19 protein-coding genes and 1 pseudogene are annotated in these 23,104 nt (G+C 72.4%); 7 read left to right on the top strand and 13 right to left on the bottom strand.

Annotated features, from left to right (window positions below):
• Window positions 1-84 precede the first annotated feature (84 nt).
• From OG392_RS17915 to OG392_RS17905, 3 genes and pseudogenes are all read right to left on the bottom strand, one after another.
• Window positions 85-654: pseudogene (locus OG392_RS17915) on the bottom strand (hypothetical protein); the annotation flags it as partial.
• Between the two features lie 95 nt (window positions 655-749).
• Window positions 750-1,598 (bottom strand): helix-turn-helix domain-containing protein, encoded by an 849-nt coding sequence (locus OG392_RS17910; protein ID WP_329280560.1) that lies wholly within the window; start codon window positions 1,596-1,598, stop codon window positions 750-752.
• A gap of 295 nt (window positions 1,599-1,893) precedes the next feature.
• Window positions 1,894-2,325 (bottom strand): ATP-binding protein, encoded by a 432-nt coding sequence (locus OG392_RS17905; RefSeq protein ID WP_329280557.1) that lies wholly within the window; start codon window positions 2,323-2,325, stop codon window positions 1,894-1,896.
• Between the two features lie 156 nt (window positions 2,326-2,481).
• Here OG392_RS17905 and OG392_RS17900 point away from each other — a divergent pair, with 156 nt between their 5' ends.
• Together OG392_RS17900 and OG392_RS17895 are read left to right on the top strand one after the other, a co-directional pair.
• Complete coding sequence (locus OG392_RS17900) at window positions 2,482-3,357, top strand: helix-turn-helix domain-containing protein (protein WP_329280555.1); 876 nt, start codon at window positions 2,482-2,484, stop codon at window positions 3,355-3,357.
• On the top strand, window positions 3,354-3,563 hold the full coding sequence (locus tag OG392_RS17895; RefSeq protein ID WP_329280553.1) for a DUF397 domain-containing protein: 210 nt from the start codon (window positions 3,354-3,356) through the stop codon (window positions 3,561-3,563). Before OG392_RS17900 ends, OG392_RS17895 begins: the two co-directional genes overlap by 4 nt.
• A gap of 90 nt (window positions 3,564-3,653) precedes the next feature.
• Here OG392_RS17895 and OG392_RS17890 read toward each other — a convergent pair whose 3' ends face one another.
• Window positions 3,654-4,880, bottom strand: a complete 1,227-nt coding sequence (locus tag OG392_RS17890; RefSeq protein WP_329280551.1) for an MFS transporter — start codon at window positions 4,878-4,880, stop codon at window positions 3,654-3,656.
• 55 nt (window positions 4,881-4,935) lie between these two features.
• Here OG392_RS17890 and OG392_RS17885 point away from each other — a divergent pair, with 55 nt between their 5' ends.
• Together OG392_RS17885 and OG392_RS17880 are read left to right on the top strand one after the other, a co-directional pair.
• Window positions 4,936-5,298 carry a winged helix-turn-helix transcriptional regulator gene (locus tag OG392_RS17885; RefSeq protein WP_329280548.1) on the top strand — a complete coding sequence of 121 codons (363 nt, stop codon included), beginning with the start codon at window positions 4,936-4,938 and terminating at the stop codon, window positions 5,296-5,298.
• A 123-nt stretch (window positions 5,299-5,421) separates the two neighbouring features.
• The gene (locus OG392_RS17880; protein ID WP_329280546.1) at window positions 5,422-5,778 is read left to right on the top strand and encodes a DoxX family protein; all 357 of its coding nucleotides are present in this window, start codon (window positions 5,422-5,424) and stop codon (window positions 5,776-5,778) included.
• Window positions 5,779-5,845: 67 nt separating this feature from the next.
• Here OG392_RS17880 and metG read toward each other — a convergent pair whose 3' ends face one another.
• Window positions 5,846-7,459 carry a methionine--tRNA ligase gene (gene metG / locus OG392_RS17875; protein ID WP_329280544.1) on the bottom strand — a complete coding sequence of 538 codons (1,614 nt, stop codon included), beginning with the start codon at window positions 7,457-7,459 and terminating at the stop codon, window positions 5,846-5,848.
• An 88-nt stretch (window positions 7,460-7,547) separates the two neighbouring features.
• Between metG and OG392_RS17870 the strand changes: the two genes are divergently transcribed.
• Both OG392_RS17870 and OG392_RS17865 read left to right on the top strand, forming a co-directional pair.
• Complete coding sequence (locus OG392_RS17870) at window positions 7,548-8,204, top strand: response regulator transcription factor (RefSeq protein WP_329280542.1); 657 nt, start codon at window positions 7,548-7,550, stop codon at window positions 8,202-8,204.
• A complete protein-coding gene (locus OG392_RS17865) occupies window positions 8,201-9,331 on the top strand; it encodes a HAMP domain-containing sensor histidine kinase (RefSeq protein ID WP_329280539.1) in 1,131 nt (376 codons plus the stop codon). The genes OG392_RS17870 and OG392_RS17865 overlap by 4 nt, the downstream gene beginning before the upstream one ends.
• A 19-nt stretch (window positions 9,332-9,350) precedes the next feature.
• Here OG392_RS17865 and OG392_RS17860 read toward each other — a convergent pair whose 3' ends face one another.
• The 3 genes from OG392_RS17860 to OG392_RS17850 all read right to left on the bottom strand — a co-directional run bounded on the left by OG392_RS17860 (window position 9,351) and on the right by OG392_RS17850 (window position 14,659).
• Window positions 9,351-11,051: a methyltransferase gene (locus tag OG392_RS17860; protein ID WP_329280537.1), complete on the bottom strand. Its 1,701-nt coding sequence runs from the start codon at window positions 11,049-11,051 to the stop codon at window positions 9,351-9,353.
• Between the two features lie 388 nt (window positions 11,052-11,439).
• Entirely contained in the window at window positions 11,440-12,627 is a 1,188-nt protein-coding gene (locus tag OG392_RS17855) for a 4-hydroxybenzoate 3-monooxygenase (protein ID WP_329280535.1), read from the bottom strand.
• 199 nt (window positions 12,628-12,826) lie between these two features.
• The gene (locus OG392_RS17850; RefSeq protein ID WP_329280533.1) at window positions 12,827-14,659 is read right to left on the bottom strand and encodes a VWA domain-containing protein; all 1,833 of its coding nucleotides are present in this window, start codon (window positions 14,657-14,659) and stop codon (window positions 12,827-12,829) included.
• 256 nt (window positions 14,660-14,915) lie between these two features.
• On the opposite strand from OG392_RS17850, the gene OG392_RS17845 reads away from it, so the two are divergent.
• On the top strand, window positions 14,916-16,988 hold the full coding sequence (locus tag OG392_RS17845; protein WP_329280531.1) for a PhoX family protein: 2,073 nt from the start codon (window positions 14,916-14,918) through the stop codon (window positions 16,986-16,988).
• Window positions 16,989-17,010: 22 nt separating this feature from the next.
• Here OG392_RS17845 and OG392_RS17840 read toward each other — a convergent pair whose 3' ends face one another.
• The 5 genes from OG392_RS17840 to OG392_RS17820 form a co-directional block, all read right to left on the bottom strand.
• Complete coding sequence (locus OG392_RS17840) at window positions 17,011-18,000, bottom strand: hypothetical protein (RefSeq protein WP_329280529.1); 990 nt, start codon at window positions 17,998-18,000, stop codon at window positions 17,011-17,013.
• A 92-nt stretch (window positions 18,001-18,092) separates the two neighbouring features.
• The gene (locus tag OG392_RS17835; protein WP_329280527.1) at window positions 18,093-19,568 is read right to left on the bottom strand and encodes an APC family permease; all 1,476 of its coding nucleotides are present in this window, start codon (window positions 19,566-19,568) and stop codon (window positions 18,093-18,095) included.
• 198 nt (window positions 19,569-19,766) lie between these two features.
• On the bottom strand, window positions 19,767-21,719 hold the full coding sequence (locus OG392_RS17830; protein ID WP_329280525.1) for an FUSC family protein: 1,953 nt from the start codon (window positions 21,717-21,719) through the stop codon (window positions 19,767-19,769).
• 55 nt (window positions 21,720-21,774) lie between these two features.
• Window positions 21,775-22,011: a DUF2630 family protein gene (locus tag OG392_RS17825; protein ID WP_329280521.1), complete on the bottom strand. Its 237-nt coding sequence runs from the start codon at window positions 22,009-22,011 to the stop codon at window positions 21,775-21,777.
• Window positions 22,012-22,029: 18 nt separating this feature from the next.
• The gene (locus OG392_RS17820; protein WP_329280519.1) at window positions 22,030-23,103 is read right to left on the bottom strand and encodes an endonuclease/exonuclease/phosphatase family protein; all 1,074 of its coding nucleotides are present in this window, start codon (window positions 23,101-23,103) and stop codon (window positions 22,030-22,032) included.
• Window position 23,104 lies beyond the last annotated feature (1 nt).

The following is a 23,104-nucleotide window of genomic DNA, read 5'->3' as shown; positions in this document are numbered from 1 at the left end:
TATGTGCCTGGTGGCAGCTCCAGGAAGCGGGAAAGGGGCCTGGGGACGACGTCGTCCCCAGGCCCCTCCCGTGCGGTCGGCGGTCTACTCGTCCGCGAAGATCTCCTCGGCCGAGTCCGCCGTGACGGCGCGCATCAGCCAGGCGCGCAGCGTCTCGGGGGCGTCGCAGCCGGTGACGCGGTCGCGGACGTCGTCAGGGACGGCGATGCCGCGCTGCTCCAGGACCAGCAGTATGGCGTCGGCGCTCGCCTGGGCACGGCCCTCCGCACGGCCCGCAGTCCGGCCCTCGTCTCGGATCTCCTCCGAGAGGTACGACGTGTAGAAGGAGAGGTCCACGGCCACCAGCGTCCTCCAGAGGTCTTGGACCGGGCGCTTGCTCAGCCCCTGTGCGGTGAATTCGATGATCGGGTCGGCGACGCTCTCGGGCACGTCCCGCAGAGCGGGGGACAGTGCTTTCAGTCTGGCACCGATGTCCGGATCGCCCGCGTGCGTGATGGCCGAAAGGGTGGCCAGCGCGAGGTCCTCGCCCGCCCTGACCGGATCGGTGATGACGGGCATGTCGTGCGGACCCACGACGATGGGCCGGATGCTGAGGGTCGGCATGTGAGCCGGTCCGCTGGCGGCCGGCTGGGTGGCCCATTCCGCCGTGGCGCGGCGGCTGAAAGGTGGAGGTCGTGCCGGAAGATGTGGTGCATCGCTTCATGCGGTGGGTTGACCACGGGGTTCCTAGGAGTGAGGCCGGCGGCTGGTCAGCTGCGGCAGCTGCCGCAGCTGCCGCAGGTGCCTGGTTCGGGGGCGCGGTAGGCGCGGTCGCAGGTGTCGCAGTTCTGGAGGGGGTGTCTCGCCGACGGTCTCTCCGCGCGGAAGGGTGGCAGGGGCGGGAGTTGGGCCGTGAGGCGGTGGGCCAGCAGGGCCGCCGGCCGGTGCAGGGGCTCCGGTGGCAGGGCGGTGGTCAGAGCGCGGTGCACGTCCTCGGGGGTGAGGTCGCGTTCGAGCCAGGCGGCGACGCCCGGGACGAGGTGCTCGGCGTCCGTGGCGGGGATCAGGAGCCGCGGGTCCGTGCGGCGGAGGCCGGAAAGCACGCCGAGGGCGGTCTGCAGGAGGTCCGGCGTCGGGTACACGGGCTCCGGCACGGCGGGCAGGACGCGGCGGCGCGCTGGTTTCTCGGCGGTCCGCCGGGGCCGGGGCGGGGGCGGGGGGCTCGGTCCGTCCTCGCCGCCCGTCCGGCCCGGCTGGTTGCAGGAGACCGTGCGGGTGACCATGCGGCCCTGCTGGGTCCGTAAGCGCGTGCGCCGCAGGTAGCCGTGGGTCTCCAGCTCGCGCAGGGCGCCGGCGATCCGGGTCTTCCCCTCGGGGAAGCGGGCGGCGAGGCTGTTGATGTCGACCCTGGCGCCGCTGGGAAGCGACTGGATGTGGACGGCCAGCCCGATCGCCAGCAGCGACAGTTCGGTGTGCTGGGCGAGATGGTTCCCGACCACGGTGAAGCGGGTGGTGTGACGGACGTTGTCGTGGGTGACGCCGCCGCACTGAGACGAGTGACTTTTCCCGTCGTTACGGGACTCGGCGGGCGGGCGCACGCTAGTGTTCTTAGTACCCATCGGGAAGCCCTTTACTTCCTCGGTGGTCAGGCCCCCGCCCCGGGATTCGCACTCCCGGCGGGGGCCGACGCATGTCAGCAGTGGTGGGGTGTGTCGCGCTGAGCGTAGATCAACCAACCCGCCCTTTGGCCAGCCGGTTTGGGCATATTCACTCAAGCGAGTGAGTGCAGCCTCGGCGGGGCGGAGGGGTGGGGTCTGGTTCGGTTTGTTTCTCACGGTGGTCGTCCTTGAGGAGACCGCCCGCCTCACCGAAGTCCGCGTTCCCGGGGCCCGGTGACTCTCGTATCTCCGCAGGTCAGAGGTGTGGCAGATCCACCTCGGCCCATACGGTCTTCCGGGGCACGGGGCCGCGCTCCACGCCCCAGCGGTCGGCCAGCGCCGCCACCAGGATCAGCCCCCGCCCCGAGTCGCCATCGGAGCAGGCCGGTTGGGTCCGGGGAAGCCGCTCACCCCGGGTGTCCGTCACCTCGACGCGGAGGATGTCCGGCCGTGACAGGAGCGCGAGCCGGAAGCTCCGGCCCGCGACCCGGCCGTGCGTCGCGGCGTTCGCGGCGAGTTCGGCGACGAGCTGGGTGACCGTCTCCGTCACGCCGTACGGCACCTCGTGATCCCGCATCCATTGGACGGCGAGCAGCCGGGCGAGCCGGGCCCCTCGGGGCGTGGGCGACAGGAGTACTCCGAAGTCGCCGACTGATACGGGTACTTGGGTGGTGTTCTTCTGGTTCACGTCACCGAGCGTGGCCGCCGCCGACTACCGTGAACAGTGACGGGCTCGATACGTAGGGTGACTGTCCGGAGCTTGTCCACCGCTGTCCGGGCTGTCCGGACCCCCGTGGCGGGTAGGGGCGTCGCACCATGAGGCGGGGCGAGGGAAGGGCGCGGTATGTCGGTGGACGGTGGGGCGCAGCGGCTCAAGACCGAAGCGGACGAGCCGGGATGGGAGGTCGATCCCGACGATGACTGGGGCGTGGCCGTGGTCGCCACGGTGGGGCGGCAGTTGAGGATCCGAAGGGAGGCGGTGGGGATGCGGGCCGCCGAGCTGGGGACCGCCACGGGGTACGGCGAGGACCTCATCTACAAGATCGAGAGCGGCAAGCGGATCCCCCGCCCGGAGTTCCTGGACAGGGCGGACGAGGTGCTGGGCGCGGGTGGGTTGCTCTCGGCCATGAAGGAGGACGTGGCGAAGGTCCGCTACCCGAAGAAGGTGCGGGATCTGGCCGGGGTAGAGGGGAGAGCCGTAGAGATCGGTGTCTACGTCTGCAACAGCATCAGTGGGTTGTTGCAGACGCCGGACCATGCTCGGGCCGTGTTCGAGTCACGGCAGCCTCCCTACTCGCAGGGCGAGGTGGAGCGACTTGTTGTGGCTCGGGTGGCTCGGCAGTCCGTATTTGAGCGGGATCCGGCACCTTCACTTGGATTCGTGCTGGAAGAGGCGCTGCTGCGACGGCCGCTCGGAGGCACACTGGTATGGCGAGGGCAGCTCGAACGCCTTCTGGAGGTGGGCCGGTTGCGCAACGTCACTCTCCAGGTGATGCCGACGCATGTGGAGGTCCATCCCGGTCTGGACGGCAAGATCGAACTGCTGAAGTTCGTGGACGGTACTGCGACGGGTCGCTCCGACGGGGCATTCAACGGTCGACCTGTCATGGATCCGAGGCAGGTACGCATCCTTGAGCTCCGGTATGGCACCATCCGGGCTCAGGCTCTCCCGCCCCGGGAGTCGCTCGCTTTCATTGAAAAACTGCTGGGAGAGACATGATCCGCAAGTCCTCTACCGGGGACGCCTCCGAACTGGCGTGGTTCAAGAGCAGCTACAGCGACGGCAACGAGGGTGACTCCTGCATCGAGATCGCCCCCACCCCCGCCACCGTCCACGTCCGTGACTCCAAGAACCTCGGCGGTCCCCAGCTCGCGCTGACGCCGGGCGCCTGGGCGGGCTTCGTCTCGTACGCGGCCGGCAACTGACGTACCCGTACCCGGGAACCCACAGCCCGCCGAGCCGTACGACGCGGCCTGGGCCGACCGTGGGCCCGGCGAACCCGTGCGGGCGCGGCACTAGACACCGCCGATGCCGCTCCGCGCCGCCGGCAGCACTCTGCCGATCAGCGTGGCGAGTGCGGCTCCGAGGACGCTGACGCCGACAAGGGTCAGCCAGATCGTGGTTGCCCCGCCGGACAGCAACCCGGAGAGGGCGGCCGGAGCGACCGCTCCCGCGACGGTCACGGCGAGCTGGTTGAGGGCCAGGTACCGGCCGCGGAGGGCGTCCGGGGCGCTCTCCGCGGCGACAGTGGCGGTGATGGGGCCGCAGAGGACTTCGCCGAAGGTGTAGCCGACCGCACCGAGCAGGACGACGCCGACCGCGAGGGCGAGCGCGACCACGCGGTCGGCGGCGAGGAACAGGAGGTAGCCGGCCGCGAAGCAGGCGTGTCCGGCGACGAGGACGCGGCTGCGGGTTCGCCCTCCGAGCCACCGGACGACGACGCCTTGGCCGAAGCCGACCATCAGGGTGTTGAGCGTGAAGACCGCGCCGGCGGTCCAGCCAGGGAGTCCCAGCACGTCCACGGCGTAGACGGGTATCGCGATGTTGAGGGCGAACAGGGAGATCGCGAAGCACAGTTGATGCGCGACCAGCGACAGGTACCGCCGGTCCCGGAGCACGCGCCCCCAGCCACCGGCAGCGTCCTGGCCCGCCGCGGGGCGGATGTTCGGCACGGCCCGCATCAGAACGAAGGCGGTGACATAGGACAAGGCGTTGACCACCACGATCGTGGCCCAGACGCCGTGGGTGCCGAAACCGACCGCGACGGCGGAGAGCAGCCCGCCGAGTGCGTAGCCGAGGTTGCGGACGGAACCCAGAAGACCGAACCAGCGCTCGCGTCGACCGGGCGCGGCCAGCGCCGTGACGGTCACGCCGTAGCAGCTGGAGGAGACCGCCCGCCCGGCACTGCTCAACCAGGCGCAGACGACGATCTGCCATGTCTGGCCCGCGACGAGATACCCGGCGAAGCCGAGTGCCTGGGCCAGGTTCGCGGCCTGCAGGAGCGGCTTGGCGCCGTACATGTCGGCCAGTCCCCCGATCAGGGGGCCCGCCGGGAGCGCCAGCAGCCCGGCCGTCGTGAGTGCCACGCCCACCTGCACCAGCGTCAGCGACGTCGTGGCCAGGAAGAACAGCATCGAAACGGGGACGAAGGCGCCGGTGCCGATCGAGTCGATGACGATCGCCGCGACGAAGCGGCCGTGCCGAGCTGTCGAGGGGCGGATCGTGCGATCGGGAAGGGTCATCACCCGGACGGTATAGATTCTATACCGGTATCTACAACGCTACCGGGAGTCGTGCATGGGTAACGCCTACAACGTCATGGCCGCGACCTGCCCCAGTCGCACCGTTCTGCACCGGATCGGGGCGCGCTGGACGGTGTTCACCGTCAACGCGCTGGACAGTGGTCCGATGCGGTTCACCGAACTCAAGGCGCACATCCGGGGGATCACACCGAAGGCGCTCACCGAGACCCTTCGCGCGATGGAGTACGACGGTCTGATCATCCGCACGGAGATTCAGGCGCGTCCCCCTCATGTCGAGTACGCCCTCACCGACCTCGGACGGTCACTGCTCATCCCCCTGCGTGCCGTCAGGGAATGGGCCGAGAGCCACGTCCCCGACATCGAACGAGCCCGCGCCCGAGCCGACGCGCTGCGGTGACCCCGAACACCGGGGAAATCGTCCTGAGAGATCTCGCCGGGGCTGTCACACATCCGTTCCGGGCTCCGTCAGTGCTGTGTCCGGCTCGGCCGAGGCGGACATCCACCGGACGAGGAGCCCGAGATGTTCACCGAGATGTCCACCACCACCGCCGTCGTCGTCACCGCCGTCGCCGCGTTCATGGCCGGGTTCTCCGGGGCCTCGATCTTCTTCCGGGCGAAGTTCGTCGTCGAGCCCCTCGCCGAGTACGGGGTCCCGCGCTCGTGGTGGAACTGGCTGGGGGCGGCCAAGGCGGCCGGGGCCGTCGGGCTCGTCGTCGGATTCTGGGTCCCGGTGATCGGGACCCTCGCCGCGATCGGACTGATCCTGTACTTCACCGGCGCGGTGATCACCGTGCTGCGGGCCCGCGCCTACGGCCACGCCCCCTTCCCGCTCGTCTACATGGCCCCCGCCGTCGCCGCCCTCGCGCTGACCTGGTGACCCGCCGCAAGGGAAAGGCCGCCACCCCGCAGAGGGGTGGCGGCCTTTCGCCGTGCGGCAGAGGACGTCAGTCCTTCTTCTCCTCCAGGCGCGGGAACAGCACCGCGCCCTTCGTCACCGTCGAGCCCGCGGGGAGCTGTCCCCATGTGCCGGAGGACTGGACCGGCTGGGTGGCCAGGGCGCCCAGGGACACCTCGGCGCCCAGCGACTCCCACAGCGCCTGCGAGGTCTCCGGCATGATCGGGTTCAGCAGGACGGCGACGGCGCGGAGCGACTCAGCGGCCGTGTAGAGGATGGTCGCCAGGCGGGCCCGGCCCTCCTCCGACTCGTCCTTCGCGACCTTCCACGGCTCCTGCTCCGTGATGTAGCCGTTGACCTGCTTCACGAAGTCGAAGATCGCCAGGATGCCGCCCTGGAAGTCCAGCTCCTCGCCGATCTTCGCGTCGGCCGTCGCGACGGCCTTGGCCAGACCCTCGTGGATCGCCTTCTCCGCGTCGCCGTCGGCCGTCGAGGCCGGCAGCGCACCGTCGAAGTACTTGCCGACCATGGCCGCGACGCGGGACGCGAGGTTGCCGTAGTCGTTGGCCAGCTCGGACGTGTAGCGGGCGGAGAAGTCCTCCCACGAGAACGAACCGTCCTGGCCGAACGCGATCGCGCGCAGGAAGTACCAGCGGTACGCGTCCACGCCGAAGTGCGAGGTCAGGTCCTGCGGCTTGATGCCGGTCAGGTTCGACTTCGACATCTTCTCGCCGCCGACCATCAGCCAGCCGTTGGCCGCCACCCGGCCCGGGACCGGCAGGCCCTGCGCCATCAGCATCGCCGGCCAGATCACCGCGTGGAAGCGCAGGATGTCCTTGCCGATGAGGTGGACGTTCGCAGGGAAGGTCTCGTCGAACTTCGCCGGGTTCTCGTTGTAGCCGACGGCCGTCGCGTAGTTGAGCAGCGCGTCGATCCACACGTAGATGACGTGCTTCTCGTCCCACGGCACCGGGACGCCCCAGTCGAAGGTCGAACGCGAGATGGAGAGGTCCTCCAGGCCCTGCTTGACGAAGTTCACGACCTCGTTGCGGGCCGACTCCGGCTGGATGAAGCCCGGGTTGGCCTCGTAGAACTCCAGGAGCTTCGGGCCGTACTCGCTCAGCTTGAAGAAGTAGTTCTCCTCCTTGAGGATCTCCACCGGCTTCTTGTGGACGGCGCACAGCTTGGTGCCGTCCTCGGCCTCGATGAGGTCGCCGGGGAGCTTGTACTCCTCGCAGCCCACGCAGTACGGGCCCTCGTAGCCGCCCTTGTAGATCTCGTCCTTGTCGTACAGGTCCTGCACGAACTCCTGGACGCGGTCGGTGTGACGCTTCTGCGTGGTGCGGATGAAGTCGTCGTTCGCGATGTTCAGGTGCTCCCAGAGGGGCTTCCAGGCCTCCTCGACGAGCTTGTCGCACCAGGCCTGGGGCGTGACGTCGTTCGCCTCGGCCGTGCGCATGATCTTCTGACCGTGCTCGTCCGTGCCGGTGAGGTACCACACCTTCTCGCCGCGCTGACGGTGCCAGCGCGTGAGCACGTCGCCTGCGACGGTCGTATAGGCGTGGCCCAGGTGAGGAGCGTCGTTGACGTAGTAAATGGGGGTCGTGACGTAGAAGCTCTTCACGTCCTCGCCCCCTGACTTCTCGGATCCAGTGGCCGCCATGGTCGAAATCCTAACGGTCGTACGAAGATCCACTCACATCGATAAACCCCGGGGCGGGCGGCGGACCGGGGACGAGGAGGATGGGGGCATGCGTGTACTGGTAGCCGAGGACGAGCGGGACCTCGCCGCGCTCGTCGCCACCGGACTGCGGCGAGCGGGCTTCGCCGTCGACACCGTCCACAGCGGCGACGCCGCCCTCGACCACCTCGGGCTCCACCCGTACGACGTCCTCGTCCTCGACCGCGACCTGCCACGTGTCCACGGCGACGACGTCGCCCGCCGCCTCGTCGCCGAGGGCTCACCCACCCGCATCCTCATGCTGACCGCCGCCACCGCCACCGAGGACCGCGTCACCGGCCTCGACCTGGGCGCCGACGACTACCTCGGCAAGCCCTTCGAGTTCCCCGAGCTGGTCTCCCGGGTGCGCGCCCTGCGGCGCCGCTCCGCCCGCGCGCCCCTGCCGCCGCTCCTGGAGCGGCACGGGCTCCGCGTGGACACCGTCCGGCGGACCGCCACCCGCGACGGGCGGGACCTCGACCTCTCCCCCAAGGAGTTCTCCGTCCTCCAGATCCTTCTGGAGGGTGACGGGGCGGCCGTCTCCGCCGAGGAGCTCCTCGACCGCGCCTGGGACGCCCACGCCGATCCGTTCACCGGCGCCGTACGCGTCTGCATGAGCAAGCTGCGCGCGAAGCTGGGCGAGCCCGCGCTGATCAGGACGGTGCAGGGCGTGGGGTACCAGCTGTGAGGCCGGGCGGGGACGCCGGATACCTGGGGTCCGGCTCCACCATCCGGACGCGGATCGCGCTCGTGTACGGGGGCGCCTTCCTGGTCCTGGGGACGGTGCTGCTGCTCGTCGTGAACCTGCTCGTCCTCGCCGGGACCGGCGACGAGACCGACGCGATCGTGGCGCGCGCCAACGGGGCCGTGACCGGGACCGGGGCGCCGGCGAACGGTGTCGCCGTCGTCGAGGCGTACGAGCTGGGGGACGACATCAGCCGCGCCGCCGGCGAGCAGATGCTCATGTGGTCGAGCCTCGCCCTGCTCGTCATGGCCTGCTGCGCCGTCGTCGTCGGGTGGTGGACCGCCGGTCGGGTGCTCCGGCCCGTGCACGAGATGACCGCCCGCGCCGGGCGCCTCTCCGAACGCACTCTGCACGACCGCATCGGCGTCACCGGACCCGACGACGAGCTCAAGGAACTCGGGGACACGATCGACGCGCTGCTCGGCCGCCTGGAGACCGCCTTCGACAGCCAGCGCCGGTTCATCGCCAACGCCTCCCACGAGCTGCGCACCCCGCTCGCCACTCAGCGTGCCGCGATCCAGGTGGGCCTGGACGACAGCTGCGACGTGCGACAGGTCCTCCTCGACAGCAACCGGCGCAGCGAACGCCTCATCGACGGTCTGCTCCTGCTCGCCCGCAGCGAGCGGGGGCTCGCCGAACGCGAGGACGTGCGGCTCGGCGAGCTCGTCGAGGAGGAGTGGGCGGACGCGCACGTGGCGGCCGACGGCGGTGTCGTACGGGGCAGCCGGGTGCTGCTCGGGCAGCTCGTCCGGAATCTCGTCGCGAACGCGGTCGCCTACAACGTGCCGGACGGGACGGTGGACGTACGGGCCGGGGGCGGCGTCCTGACGGTGACCAACACGGGCCCCGTCGTCCCGCCCGACGAGGTGGCCGGGCTCTTCGAACCCTTCCGGCGCGGCGAGGGGCGGGACCGCATGGGGCCGGGCGCGGGCCTCGGCCTGTCCATCGTGCGGTCGATCGCGGAGGCCCACGGAGGACGGGCGGGCGCCGTGGCCCGGACCGCGGGGGAGGGCGGCGGCCTGGTGGTGACGGTGACCCTGCCGGTGACCGCCGCCGACGCCTCCCCCTGAGGCCCCGCCGGTCGGGCCTCTACCGCCGGCGGGCGTGCAGCACGTGGGCCTCCAGGGGCAGCGGCGTGCGGCCGACGAGAGTGAGTCCGGCGTCGGCGAGCAGCCCGGCGTACGCGGCCGCCGTACGCTCCCGGCCTCCCGTGTTGCACATCATGTGGAGGTCCCACGCCGTCGCCAGCGAGGGCGAGGAGTCCACCGGCAGCAGACGCTCCACGATCAGCAGGTCCGCCTCGGGCGGCATCGCGGCCGCGCAGTGCCGCAGGATCGCCCGGCACCGCTCGTCGTCCCAGTCGTGCAGGACGCGGGAGAGCACGTACACGTCCCCGTCCGACGGCACGTCCGCGAAGTCACCGGTCCGGAAGGCGCACCGTTCCACGACGGCGCCGAGCCGGGACCGCGCCGCCTCGACCACGTGGGCGCGTTCGAGAAGGACCCCGCGCAGGGAGGGATGCGCGGTGAGGAGCCGCCCGAGGAGTTCCCCGGTGCCTCCGGCGATGTCCACGACGGTACGGCCGCCGGGGGCGGCGGCCGCCGCGGTGACGACCGGGTGACGCGGCAGCGGGTCGAACATCGGGGCGCTCGCCGTCATCGACCGGTCGAACCGGGCGGCCAGCTCGGGATCGCGCGCGAAGTGGTCGAAGTGGTTCTCGCCGTACCGGTCCTCGAATCCCGGCTCCCCCGTCCGCACGGTGTGCGCGAGCCGGCCGAAGGACTCGTAGAACGGCCCGCCGTACATCAGCGCCAGCGCCCGTACCGACCCCTCGGCGTCCTCGCGCAGCAGCAGCCCCGCCTCCGTCAGCCGGAACGTGCCCCGCGCGCCGGGTTCCTCCGCCACGACACCCACCATGGCGAGGTACCGCAGCAGCGTCGCCAGGTTCTCCGGCCGGGCCCCCACCACCGGCGCCAGCGCCTCGGCCCCGCGCGCGGTGCGCGGGCTCATCGCCTCCGGGAGCCGCAGCTCCGCGCAGACGGCCAGCGCCTGCGTCGTCCAGGCGCCGGTCAGCAGACGGAGGAGCGTCTCCGCCGGGTGCGCGCCGGCCCGCCGCTCGTCGAGATGCTCGGCCAGCACGTCCCGGTGGTCACCGCGCGCGTACAGCTCCACCCGCCGGTAGGGCGTCTTCGTCTCGTCGGGTGCGGCGAAGTAGAAGACGGTCCCGTCCTCGTGCGGGTTGTAGCCGCCCCCGTCCGGCGCCGCGCCGTACCGCAGGAAGCCCGCCCGCAGCCCGCGCAGCACCAGGGGGTCGGGCCGCTCCACGTCGAAGGCCACGTGCGCCTCCCGGTCCACCGCCCGTTCCTCGGCGGCGACCGTCGCCGCCGCCGAGCCCGCCGGGGCCGTCAGCGCGAACACCTCCACCGCACGTTGTTCGCCGCCCGGCCGCCCGAACACCGCCGGCCGGAGGATCCGCACGTCCAGTTCCTCGACGCCCAGTCCGTGGCGTGCCGCCAGCCGCTCCCGCACCACGACGCTCGGCCGCGCCTCGCCGTCCGGGGTCAGTCCGGCGGCCGCCAGCTCCGTCCGGAGGGCTTGTTCGTCGGGCGGGAAGACGAGGAGCGCGGCGTGCGCGAACCGGCACCGCTCGGCCGTCGCCCGCAGCTCGGGACCGTCGAGCCCGGGCAGGACGCGGGCCAACAGGTCGGTCGTCTCCTGCTCCCGTACGAACCGGGCGGCGGCCCGCAGCCGCTCGACGTCGGTGGCGGTCGGGCTGGTGGTGGGTGTCATCGCGGGGGCTTCCTTCGGGGAGGGACGGCGGAATTCGGGCAGGGGAGGGAGAGCCGCGGCGGCCCCAGGGGCGGGCCGGGCTCGGGGTGGGGTGAGGGAGGGACGAGGGGAGGGAGCCTCGTGGACTGCCGGCCGGGCCGGTCAGGCGGATCGGGCCGAGTGGGCCGATCGGGGCGGGGCACGGCGGTCAGGGCACGGCCGCCGTCGGCAGGTCACGGCCGGGCGTGGACAGCGCGGTGCCGTGTGCCGGGCCCCGTTCGACCCGGGAGCACCGCTCTCCGCGCACGGACGGACGAGCATCCGGCTGCACGGAAGGACGGAAGGACGGAAGGACGGAAGGACGGAAGGACGGAAGCACGGTCGTGCGGTCGTGCGGCCGTACGGTCGCTCAGACGCCGACGTAGTTCTCGGCGAACCAGTCCTGGTGGGCGCGGGAGGTCCGCAGCGCCTCCATGCGGGCGCGCCGCAGCCCCTCCTGGAAGGGCGAGGCGCCGCCGTCGGGGCCGGGTACGCGGTGCAGGAGCTGGATCATCCAGTGCGAGAACTCCTGGGACCGCCAGATGTGTTCGAGGCACCGCTCGGAATACCGGTCGAGCCCCCCGGAGTCCCCGTGCAGCAGGTCGTCGGTGAGGGCGCGGGCGAGGAGGTCGGCCTCCAGCACGGCCAGGTTGGCCCCCTTCGCGGCGGACGGGCTGATCAGGCTCGCGGCGTCACCGACGAGGAACAGGGGGCCGTGGCGCAGGGGTTCGAGGACGTCCGACTCGAAGTCGACCACCGTCCGCTGCAGGATCCTCCCCCGCCGCAGCGGCCCGAACTCCTCGGCCCGCATCCTCAGGTCGAGCTCGTCCCACACCCGCTCGTCGGACCAGTCCTCCGGCACCGTGCCGCGCGCGCACTGGAGGTAGTAGCGGGTGACCTCGGGCGAGCGCGCCATGTGACCCGCGAACCCCCGGGCGTGGGTGGCGTATCCGACGGCGTCGAGGCTCGGCGGTGCCTCCGCCAGCAGCCCGAGCCACGAGACCCCGTGGTCACGGTGGTGCTGCCGCACCGCGCCGGGAGGCAGTGAGCGGCGGCCCGCCCCGTACCGTCCGTCGCAGGCGGCGACGTAGCGAGCCCGCCAGCGTGCGGTACGGCCGTCCGGCTCCCGTACCGCCACCGAGGGGCGAGAGCCGTCGAGGCCCGTCACCTCGACGGCCTCGGTGTCGAAGCGGATCTGGCCGCCGGCGCCCAGGAAGAGCCGGACGAGATCGGTGACCAGGTCGTGCTGCGGATAGACGGTGTGCGGCTCGCCCCTGCCGAGCCGGCCGTAGTCGAGGCGGAACCGTCCGCTCTCGGTACGGAACTCACAGACGCCGTGCTCCTGCCCGCGCTCGCGCAGCCCCTCGTCGAGGCCGTGTCCCGCCAGCAGCCGGGCGGTGTGAGGGACGAGGAAACCGGCCCGCGCCCGCTGCTGCACATGCTCGCGGCTCGCCCGCTCCAGGACGACGCAGTCGACACCGCTGCGCAGGAGGATGTTTGCGAGCACCAGCCCGGCGGGGCCCGCGCCGAGGACGACCACATCGGCGGAATGGGTCATGTCCGGTGCAGATAAAGGACTTTGACGTTCTGTCACGAGAATGGATCTTAGGGGTGGCGAAACTCAGCGGATGCTGAATATCACCCGATTGCCGCACAGGAGAAAAGGATTCTGCCGAGGAAGATCCTCACATACGCGCGCGGGCCGGGCCGGGAGGAACCCGGACCCGGCCCGCGCCGAGGAACTCCTTCTCGGGGCCTCAGAACTCCAGACCGGCGAGCAGGCCGCCGTAGAAGACCGCGTGCGCGGTCCCGGCCGGGGCCACGCCCGCGAAGTACGTGCCGGTACGGGGGGTGCCGTCGAGCTTGCGGAGGTAGTCGAAGGCCTTGCTGTCCTCCTCGCCCCAGGCCACGAAGCGCCAGTGCAGCGGACGCTCCGCGGCCTCGGCCAGGGCCTGGGTGGCGGCGGCCTTCGACTCCGGCGCGCCGTCCGTCTGGAAGACGACCAGGGCGGTACGGGTCGGGTCGGCCTTCTCGTGGTGGGCGAGGACCTCTTCCACGGCGCGGTGGTAGTTGGTCCGGCCCAGGCGGCCGAGGGTGGCGTTGACCTCGTCGATCCGGGTCGGCGTGAGGTCGGCCGGGGTGAGGTCGACCGTTCCGTCGATGTCCGTCGAGAAGAACACGGTCGTGACGGTGGCGTCCTCGTCGAGGTGCGCCGCGAGCGCGGTCACCTGCTCCGCGAGCCGCTGCACGGAACCGTCCTTGAAGTACCCGCGCATCGACCCGGACCGGTCGACCACCAGGTACACGGCGGCGCGCGCCCCGGAGAGGCCCTGCGCCGTCAGCTGCGCGGCGGCGGCGTCGTAGGCGTCGACCAGATGGGCGGGAAGGCGGTCGCCCCCGGTCAGGGGGGCGGCGATGTCGGCGGGCTCGGGCTCGGCGACCACTGCCTCGGGCTCGGGCTCGGTGGCGGGCTCGACCTCGGTGGCCTCTGCCTCTGCCTCGGGCTCGGCGACCACTGCCTCTGCCTCGGGCTCGGCGGCGGGCTCGACCTCCGGCACGGCCTCGGTGGCCTCCGGCTCGGCCTGCTCCGCCTGCGGCTCCTCGACGGCCTCCGCCACCGAGGTCGTGTCGGCGGCGGCGGCGACGACAGCGGCCTCGGGCTCGGCCGTGACCGCCTCCTCGGCCGTGTCGACCTCGACCTCGGGCTTGGCGGCGGTCGTCTCCGGCGCCACCTCGTCGGCCTCGGGTGCGACCTCGGCCTCGGGCGCGGTCGCCTCCTCGGCCACCGGGGCCTCCACAGCCTCCACCGACTCCACGGCTTCCGGCTCGGCCGTTTCCACGGCCTCCGGCTCGGCTGCCGCCGTGGGCGGGGTCTCCGCCACGGGCTCGGCGTCGGCTTCCGCCTCGGCCTTCGCCCCTGCCGGGGCGTCGTCGGCCGCGGTGGCGTCCGCCGACTCGACGGTCTCCTCGGCCGGCGCGGCCTCCGCGGCGGTCTCAGGAGCCTCCGCGGCGGCCGGCACCTCGGTCGCGGCCGGGGTCTCCGCCTCAGCGACGACCGGGTCTTCCGCGGCGGCCGGCACCTCGGTCGCGGTCGGGGTCTCCGCCTCCGCGACGACCGGGTCTTCCGCGGCGGCCGGCACCTCGGTCGTGGTCGGGGTCTCCGCCTCCGCGACGACCGGGTCCTCCGCGGCGGCCGGGACCTTTGTCTCGGTCGCGGGCGACTCCGGCGTGGCCGACGGGGTCTTCGCCCGGGCCCGCGGGATCTGCGGGTTGTCGAACGACGCCGCCACCAGGTCGTCCGCCGCCCGTCGTGCCACCGCCTCCGAGGTGTCCGTGGACCCGGACCCGGACGACGCCGTCGCCCTGGCCGGAGCCGTCGTCGCGGCCGAGGACGCGGCGGCGACCGGCTCGGCGACCGGTTCCGCCGCCCGCTCCGTGACCGTGGCCTCTGCCGTGACCGTCTCCGAGGGCGAAGCCGTCGACGTCGCCGTCGACGTGGACTCACGCGTCTGGGGCGGGACGACGGTGGTCGCCGGGGATTCCTCGCGGTCTCGGCCGAACACCTTGCGCAGCATGCTCCGAATACCCATGGGCGAACCCTTTCGCATGAGTGGGGTGCGTGTGAATGTCCGTACTGGGCGTTTCGGGACGTTCATCCCTGGCCAGGGCGGACACGTAAGGTTAGCGGCCACCCCTCCCCTCCTCGGTGACCCGGTCGCCCCCGGTTGCCGTGCATTCATTCGCCGTTCACCCCGTCGCAGTCCCTGTGCAGACGTGCGCACATAGCGTCGCCGCGAAGGTTGACCCGACAGCATGTCGGCGCAGTGTGCGCCGGAGGAGGACGAAGTGCGCAAACTGCTGCCGCTGCTGAGCACGAACCCCCACGGAGGCGGACGTTCCGCTCTCACCTGCCGTTACCGGTGTGGTGACGCCTGCTTCCACGAGGTTCCCAACACCAGCGACAACGAGTACGCCGGCGACGTCATAGCCGGGGTCCTCTCCCGCCGTTCGGCCCTCCGCGCCGCCGCCGTCGTGACGGTCGCCTCCGCCGCCGGTGGCGCCATCGCGTTCGGCAACGCGCCCGAGGCCGTCGCCGGCCAGGAGACCTTCGGCCACGGTCACGGCGCCGGTCACGGCTCCGGCAAGACCGACGGCGCCCGCGGTCTCCGCTTCACCCCGGTCGCGCCCAACACCGCCGACAAGGTGACCGTCCCCTCCGGCTACGCGCAGAACGTGGTCATCCGCTGGGGCGAGCCCATCCTCCGCGGCGCCCCGGCCTTCGACTCCGAGAAGCAGACGGCGAAGGCCCAGGCCGGCCAGTTCGGCTACAACAACGACTTCCTCTCCCTGCTGCCGCTGCACGGTGAGCGCGACCGTCAGGTCCTCGTGGCGAACCACGAGTACACCGACGAGGTCCTGATGTTCCGCGGCTACGACGCCGCCGCTCCGACGCGCGAGCAGGTCGAGATCGCCTGGGCCGCGCACGGCCTCTCGGTCGTCGTCGTCCAGGAGGAGCACCGTACGGGCAGGCTCACCCCGGTCTCCCGCCACCACCTCAACCGTCGCCTCCACACGACCAGCGAGTTCGAGGTGACCGGCCCCGCCGCCGGCAGCGCCCTGCTGAAGACCTCCGCCGACCCCGAGGGCCGTACGGTCCTCGGCACGCTGAACAACTGCGCCGGCGGCACCACTCCGTGGGGCACCACCCTCCACGGCGAGGAGAACTTCAACCAGTACTTCGCCAACGGCTCCAGCGCCACCGACAAGCGCTACGGCGTCGGCACCGGTGCCACCGAGCGCAAGTGGGAGCGGTTCGACAAGCGCTTCGACCTCAAGCAGGAGCCCAACGAGGTCCACCGCTTCGGCTGGGTCGTCGAGCTCGACCCGTACGACCCCGAATCGACCCCCCGCAAGCGCACCGCGCTCGGCCGCTTCAAGCACGAGGCCGCGCAGCCCCGGCTGACCGCCGACGGCCGTCCGGTCGTCTACATGGGCGACGACGAGCGGTTCGACTACTTCTACAAGTTCGTCTCCAGCAAGCGGATGAAGAAGGGGAACTCGCGGGCCGCCCGCGAGCACAACCTCACCCTGCTCGACGAGGGCACCCTGTACGTCGCCAAGCTGACCGGCGACTCCCCGGCAGCCGAGATCGACGGCACCGGCAAGCACCCCACCGACGGCGAGTTCGACGGCTCCGGCGTGTGGATCCCGCTCGCCACCGGCGACGTCTCGCACGTCCCCGGCATGACCGCCGAGGAGGTGTACGTCTTCACCCGCCTCGCCGGTGACAAGGTCGGCGCCACCAAGATGGACCGCCCCGAGGACGTCGAGCCGTCCCCGCGCACCGGTCGCGTCTACGTCGCGCTCACCAACAACACCGACCGCGGCAAGGCCGGCAAGGCCGGTGCCGACGAGGCCAACCCGCGCAACCTCAACAAGCACGGGCAGATCCTGGAGCTCGCCGAGAACTGGGACGACCCGTCGTCCGACGGTTTCGCCTGGCGTCTCTTCCTGGTCGCCGGTGACCCGAACGACCCGGCCACCTACTTCGCGGGCTACCCGAAGGAGAAGGTCTCCCAGATCTCCTGCCCGGACAACGTGGCCTTCGACCCGCACGGCAACCTGTGGATCTCCACGGACGGCGCCCAGCTCGGCTCGCACGACGGCCTGTTCGGTGTCGCCACCCAGGGCGAGCGCCGCGGTGAGCTCAAGCAGTTCCTGACCGTGCCCAAGGGCGCCGAGACCTGCGGCCCGATCATCCAGGACCGCCGTGTCCTGGTGGCCGTCCAGCACCCGGGCGAGATCGACGGCGCCTCCGTCGAGAACCCGAAGTCGGAGTGGCCCGACGGCCCCGGCAAGATCGTCCGCCCGTCGGTCGTCGCCGTGTGGCGCACGGACGGCCGCGACATCGGGGTCTGAGTGCCACGGGCCCGGGGGTGGGTCACTCCACCCCCAGGCCCTCCCTGAACCGTACGAACTGCTCCTCCGGGTCCCCTGTGTACGCCCACGGCACCCAGGCCGCCCGGGGGCCCAGCATGCCGAGCAGCTCCCGGGCGATCTCCACCTGACCCGCGTAGCAGGCCGCGTGGACGAGGAAGTTGAGGTCCCCGACCTCTTCCGGAGCCACCGGGGCCCCCGGCTCGCGGCCGCCGATCCACCGGGCGTGGGTGCGCCGCAGCTCGGTCACCGCGAGCTCGTGCTTCCAGTGCTGGTCGAAGCCGCGCACCGGGCCACGGCCGAGTGCCCCGTCCGCGATGTACCGGTACTCCTCCACCCGGGCCACCTGCACGAGCACGGGCAGCGGGGAGCCGGGCGGCGCCACCCCCGCCGCGTCCCGCGCGAAGTCGTACATGCTGCCGTGCGTCCCGTGCCACCGCGCCGACCAGTAGCGCAGCACCTGGATGTGGCCCTCCGTGTTGTACGGGTCCCGGCGCCGCAACTCGTCGAACCAGTGACGCAGTTCGCGGCGCGGCACCCCGCCCTCGTACAGCCTGGCCACCGACAGCAGCGACACCCACGGCATCGGGTCGGCGGGCGCCGCCTCCGCCGCGCCCCGGCAGGCGTCGACGGCGGCGTCGATCCGTCCCCGCTCCACGGCCGCGCCGCGGCCGGCCGCGATGGCCGCGTCGAAGACCCGTACCACCTCGGTCGCCGCCCGCAGCACGGCCGCGTCGGGGTTGCCCGGCTCGGCGGCCCGCCAGGTCTCCACGGTGGAGCTGCCCGCGGCCGCGTGCGAGAGGAGCCGCAGCCGGTGGGTGCGGCGCGCCCAGTGGTCCCCGGTGGCGGCGAGCAGGTCCCGTACGCCCTGCCAGCGGCCGATGACGATGTCGTGGCGCGCCTCCGTCAGGGCGCGGTCCCCGAAGTCCGGGTCGAAGTCGGGCGCGAAGCGCTCCTGACGTGCCGAGCGCGCGGAGCGGCGGCGTACGGCCATCGGGGGCCTCCTTCGGGTTCGGCTGCCGTCAGAAGTGGTGACTCGCTTGTGTTCCCGTGCTCTTGGCTCTGTGCTCCAGATGACGGCCGGGATCAGAAATCCGTTGCGTAGCTCTTGTCCCGGGTTCCGCTTCGCGCGCGCGTGGCCGGGCCCGAGCCCTCCGAGGCGGCCATCGCGCGGGCCGCGTCCAGGCGGGCCGGGCGGTAGTAGTCGCTGCCCCTGCGCCAGTACACGAGCAGCGGGACGACGCCGAGGAGCAGACCGCCGAGGCCGATGGTGAGGGCGGTGGTGGAGAGTTCGCCGAGCGATTCGACGAAGGTCCAGAGCATGAACGCGGAGCCGAGCAGCGGCCAGACGCCGCCGAGGAGCAGGTTCCGTACGGAGCGGAGGAGGACCGACTTGTAGGCGACGACGGCGGCGATGCCCGCGAGGCCGTAGTAGAACGCGATCTGCAGCCCGATCGCGGAGACGGCGTCGCGGAGGATCTGCTGCAGCGAGCCGGCGGCCGCGGCGGCCGCGAACAGCAGCAGCGCGGCCCCGCCGACGGCGGCGATCGCGACCCACGGGGTGTTCCAGCGGCGGTGCACGGCGCCGAGCGCGGCCGGCAGGGTCCGGTCGCGGCCCATCGCGAAGAGCGAGCGGGTGACCTGGAGGAGGGTGGTCTCCAGGGTGGCGACGGTGGACAGCAGGACGGCGACGACGAGGAGCTTGCCGCCCACGCCGGGCCAGACCTCCTGGCCGATGACGGCCAGCACGTTGGGTCCCGCGGTACGGATCTCCTCCGCGGTCAGCAGGATGTTGACGACGACGGTGACGGCGACGAAGAGGAGGAAGACGAAGCCGACGCCGACGAGCGCGGCGAGTCCCGCCGTGCGGCGGCTGTTCCGGGTCTCCTCGCTGAGGTTGCTGGTGACGTCCCAGCCCCAGTAGTAGAACGCGGCGATCAGCGCGCCCGCGGCGAAGCCCTGCGTCCCGTCGAACTGCCCGAAGCCGAACCAGGACCAGTCGAAGGCGGTGGCCCGGCCCCGGTGCGCCACGGCCGCCAGGATGAAGCCGACCAGGATCAGCATCTCGACCCCGGACATGATCAGTTGGGCGCGCACGGTCAGCCGGGCACCGCCCAGGACCACGAGGAGCATCATCAGGAACCAGCCCGCGCCCACGGCCGCGGCGAGCGGGGTGCTGTCGGCGAGGTCCTGGTCGATGAGGGCGAGCGTGAGGGATCCGGCGGGCAGCGAGCCGGCCACCATGAAGACGGTGGCGGCGAAGACCAGGGCCCAGCCCGACAGGAAGCCGAGGAAGGGGTGGAGGGTGCGGCCCACCCAGGAGTAGCCGGCACCGGCGTTGACGTCGATCCGCCCGAGGCGGGCGTACGCGAGGACGATGCCGAACATCGGTATCGCGCAGTACAGCAGGGCGGCGGGCCCCGCGTAGCCGACGGCGCCGAAGAGCACGGCGGTCGTCGCCGCCATCGAGTAGGCGGGGGCGCTGCCGGCGACGGCCATCACGATCGTGTCGAAGGTGCCGAGGACATTGGGCTGCAGCCCTCTGTTCGTGGTGGTGCGCATGGCGGTGTCCTCGGGGCGCGGGGGGTGAGGCAGGACGAAGTGTCCCGTCCGCCGGGCCGGTTGCCGACGGCGACCGGCGCGGATCGCGGGTGATTTCGAGCGCATCGTAGTCGCCCGGATGGCTCCGGGTAACGGCGGTGGGGAGGGTTCCGTTCCGTGACCGCCGGTAAGTCCTCCCGTACGCCCCCGGGGGAAGGTTTACCGCAGGTCGGGACCGGCGATCGCGCGGGCCGCGCTGACCTCCTGACGGAGGGGCGCGAGGACTCCGTTCTCGTCGCCGGGAAGCTCGCTCCGGACCTCGATCAGGGTCTCCGACACGCGGATTCCCTCCGCGAGTTCGCGCAGTTCCCGCTCGACGGCGGCGACCTCGGCCGGATCGGGGCCGGCGGCCCCGTGATCGACCCTGATCCGGGCGGCGGTGGTGGCGTCCACGATCCGCTCGACGGCCACGACGAGCGGCCACCAGGCGGCGGCGCGGGTCCCGGTCGGCGGGGGCTCGGTGAGGGCGCGCTGGAACTCGGAGCGGACGGTGGAGAGGTCGCGGTAGAGCTTCCGCCGGGCGCGCAGCCGTCCGCCCTGGTCCTCCGTCTCTCCGAACGCGCAGGTCACATAGGCGGCGGTGTCGGCGACTGCGTCCGCGAGCCGGTCGCCGATCCGGGAGTGCCAGGACTCGGGCCAGAGGAGATAGCCGGCGATCAGCGCGATGCCGCAGCCGATCAGGGAGTCGTACAGGCGGGGCATGACGAGGTCGAAGCCCTGCTGGTTGAGGGTGTCGGAGAGCAGCAGGATCACCGGGGTGATGGCCGCCGTCTGGAACGCGTACCCCTTCGCGGAGAAGGCCGGGATGAGGGCGGCCAGCACGCACATCACGGGGACGTCCCACCAGCCGCGCGGCACCTCGGCGAGCACGAGGGCGGCGAGGAGGAGCCCGGCGGCGGTGCCGAAGGCGCGGAGCACGGCGCGGGAGAAGACCGAGCCGAAGTCGGGCTTCATGACGAAGGTGACGGTGAGCGCGACCCAGTACGAGCGGGGGACGGGGATCAGCGAGACGAGGGCCTGCGCGAGCCCGATGCAGAGGGCGAGCCGGAGCCCGTACCGCCAGGACGCCTCGGAGAACAGGACGGCGCGGGTGGTCCGGCGGACCCGGACCCGGAGCGCGGCGGGGCGGCCGAGCCGGTCGTCGACGTTGTACGCGTCGGGCTCGGCCTTGTGGACGACGGCGGCGGCGTACCGCAGGGCGTGGTCGACGGCCTTCTCGGCGGGCCGCCCGGGGACCGGGAGATCGAGTTCGGGTGCCCCGGTGCGGCCCTCCTCGACGGCGTCGGCGAGTTCGCGGACGGCCGCCTGGATCGTGGCGGACAACGGCCCGTGGAGCTGGGCGCGGAGGTGGGCGGCGGGGGCGGCCTCGACGAGCGGGATGGCGACGTTGAGCTGCGCGAGCAGCCGGACGAGGGAGGGCGCGCGGCCGTGCTGGCGGGCACGGCGGGCGAGGACGAGGTCGTAGGACTGGTTGAGGGAGGCGGTGACGGCCTGCCGTTTCTCGTCGTACGCGGGGGTGCCGGTGGCCTCGAACAGCTCGGCGACGGAACGGTAGGTCGCGGCGACGGCGGACCGCTCGGGCGCGGCGCGGCGCAGGGGCCAGCCGAGCAGGGTGAGGAGGAGCACGAACAGCCCGCCGAGGCCGAGCAGCAGGGGCGCCTTCCACCAGGGCTCGGGCATGGGGAGCCCGGCCCCGACGACGGCGTTGAGGAGCAGGAGCAGCCCGGAGACGGAGGCGACGGCGCCGATCGAGGAGATCATCCCCGAGACGAGCGCGACGAGCGTGAGCACGGCGACGGCGACCCAGCCGTGCCCGAAGACGAGGGTCCCGAGGGTGACTCCGACGGCGCCGAAGAGCTGCGGCACGGCGATGTTGAGGATGCGCATCCGGTAGGCGTCGGCGGTGTCGCCGATGACGCCGGAGAGCGCGCCCATCGACACGAGCGCCCCGTAGGCGGGCTGCCCGACGGCCAGCCCGACGGCGAGCGGCGCGGACAGGGCGACGGCGGCGCGGGCGACGGCGGCCCAGGGGATCGGGGTGGGGGCGGGCTTGAACCCGGCGGTGAGCCAGGCGGGCGGGGCGAGACGCGCGGGCCCTGAGCTTCGTGCCATGCCCCCAACGTACTGTCCCGGCCCGTGCCCCCTACGCGCGGAGCCGCCCCGGCGGTCAGTTGCGGTAGGACTCGACCTCGGTGGCCGGGCGGAGGGTCGCCGTGTCCGGGTCCTCGCCGAATTCCGCCTTCGCTCTCCGCTGCCGCAGCAGGTCCCAGCACTGGTCCAGCCGGACCTCCAGTTCCGACAGCCGGGCGCGTTCCTCCGGGAGGAGGCCACCCACGCGCTGCCGTAGGGCGCGCTCCTCCTCGACGAGGGCGCCGATGTCGTCCAGGATCTCCTCGTTCTCCATGTCCTCCAGCGTCGCCGATCAGCGCGGCCCGCGCAGGTCGAGATCCGCGAGCACCGCCCGGTGGTCGGAGCCGGGGATGTCGAGGAAGCGGACCTCGCGGACGCTGAAGTCCCGCACCAGGACGTGGTCGATCTGGACGAACGGCGGCAGCGGGGGGCCTTCCGTCGGCCAGGTCGGCCGGCGGCTCTCGTCCGCCCGGCGCGCCGCGTCCTGGAGCCCGCCCGCCGCGAGGATCGCGCGGAACGCCGCGTGGTCCTGCGAGGCGTTGAAGTCGCCCGCGACGAGCATCGGCCCGGTGGGCCGCGCCGCGACGGCCTCCTTCACCCGCCCCAGTTCCCGCTTCCACCGGGACACCTGTCCCGGCACCGGCGGCAGCGGGTGCGCCAGCTGGAGCTGTACCGGCACGCCCGCGATGTCCGCCGTGGCGCCCGGCATGCCCATGGCCGCCGGGATCATCCGCCAGTCGCGCAGCGGGTACGCGCTGAGCACGATCGAGCCGGCCGAGCCCTCCTCCTCGACGGCGGCGTAGTGCGGCAGGGCGTCGGCGAAGGTCTGCGTGAGGGCCGACCGGCAGGCGCGGTCGCATTCCGACACGAAAACGAGCTGGGGGCTTTCCCGCCGCACCACCTCGATCAACGACCCCGTGCCCTCGCCGAATTCGACGTTCGACGCGATGACCTTCACCCGCGCCAGCGGCAGCCCGTACGAGATGACGGTCTGCGGCATGTACGGCACGGCGCTCCAGGCGGTCGCGCCCAGGACCAGGACCGACACGAAGGTCAGGACCCGGCGCCGGGCCGCGGCGGCGAGGAGCAGGGCGAGGGCCGCGGGGACCGTCAGCCAGGGGAGGGCCGAGAGGAGTTGGGGGACCGGGGTCATCGCGTCCGTGTCGAGGGCGCGGCAGGCCGCGACGAGGGCCGGTACCACCAGGAGCAGCCCCGCGGCCCAGGCCGTGAAGCGGTGCCTGGGCCGGAGGGGCGGCGACTCGGGGGCCGGCCCGGGAGTCGCTTCGGCGGGGCTGCTGTTCACGGGTTCCGCCGTCTCCCCGTGCTCTGCGGTCTGTACGGTCTGCGCGGTCTGGACTCGGTCCACC

This window comes from Streptomyces sp. NBC_00691 (assembly GCF_036226665.1).
Classification (GTDB): Bacteria; Actinomycetota; Actinomycetes; order Streptomycetales; family Streptomycetaceae; genus Streptomyces.
The sequence above is the reverse complement of the archived record's forward strand: the minus strand, read 5'-3'. Positions and strand labels throughout refer to the sequence as shown.

Excerpts from the sequence above, each read along its gene's own strand:
- OG392_RS17890 (WP_329280551.1), bottom strand. The coding sequence starts at position 4,880 with ATGACCCTTCCCGATCGCACGATCCGCCCCTCGACAGCTCGGCACGGC.
- OG392_RS17825 (WP_329280521.1), bottom strand. The coding sequence starts at position 22,011 with ATGGAGAACGAGGAGATCCTGGACGACATCGGCGCCCTCGTCGAGGAG.
- OG392_RS17885 (WP_329280548.1), top strand. The coding sequence starts at position 4,936 with ATGGGTAACGCCTACAACGTCATGGCCGCGACCTGCCCCAGTCGCACC.
- OG392_RS17855 (WP_329280535.1), bottom strand. The coding sequence starts at position 12,627 with ATGACCCATTCCGCCGATGTGGTCGTCCTCGGCGCGGGCCCCGCCGGG.
- metG (WP_329280544.1), bottom strand. The coding sequence starts at position 7,459 with ATGGCGGCCACTGGATCCGAGAAGTCAGGGGGCGAGGACGTGAAGAGC.
- OG392_RS17900 (WP_329280555.1), top strand. The coding sequence starts at position 2,482 with ATGTCGGTGGACGGTGGGGCGCAGCGGCTCAAGACCGAAGCGGACGAG.
- OG392_RS17910 (WP_329280560.1), bottom strand. The coding sequence starts at position 1,598 with ATGGGTACTAAGAACACTAGCGTGCGCCCGCCCGCCGAGTCCCGTAAC.
- OG392_RS17850 (WP_329280533.1), bottom strand. The coding sequence starts at position 14,659 with ATGGGTATTCGGAGCATGCTGCGCAAGGTGTTCGGCCGAGACCGCGAG.
- OG392_RS17840 (WP_329280529.1), bottom strand. The coding sequence starts at position 18,000 with ATGGCCGTACGCCGCCGCTCCGCGCGCTCGGCACGTCAGGAGCGCTTC.
- OG392_RS17860 (WP_329280537.1), bottom strand. The coding sequence starts at position 11,051 with ATGACACCCACCACCAGCCCGACCGCCACCGACGTCGAGCGGCTGCGG.
- OG392_RS17895 (WP_329280553.1), top strand. The coding sequence starts at position 3,354 with ATGATCCGCAAGTCCTCTACCGGGGACGCCTCCGAACTGGCGTGGTTC.
- OG392_RS17830 (WP_329280525.1), bottom strand. The coding sequence starts at position 21,719 with ATGGCACGAAGCTCAGGGCCCGCGCGTCTCGCCCCGCCCGCCTGGCTC.
- OG392_RS17835 (WP_329280527.1), bottom strand. The coding sequence starts at position 19,568 with ATGCGCACCACCACGAACAGAGGGCTGCAGCCCAATGTCCTCGGCACC.
- OG392_RS17870 (WP_329280542.1), top strand. The coding sequence starts at position 7,548 with ATGCGTGTACTGGTAGCCGAGGACGAGCGGGACCTCGCCGCGCTCGTC.
- OG392_RS17880 (WP_329280546.1), top strand. The coding sequence starts at position 5,422 with ATGTTCACCGAGATGTCCACCACCACCGCCGTCGTCGTCACCGCCGTC.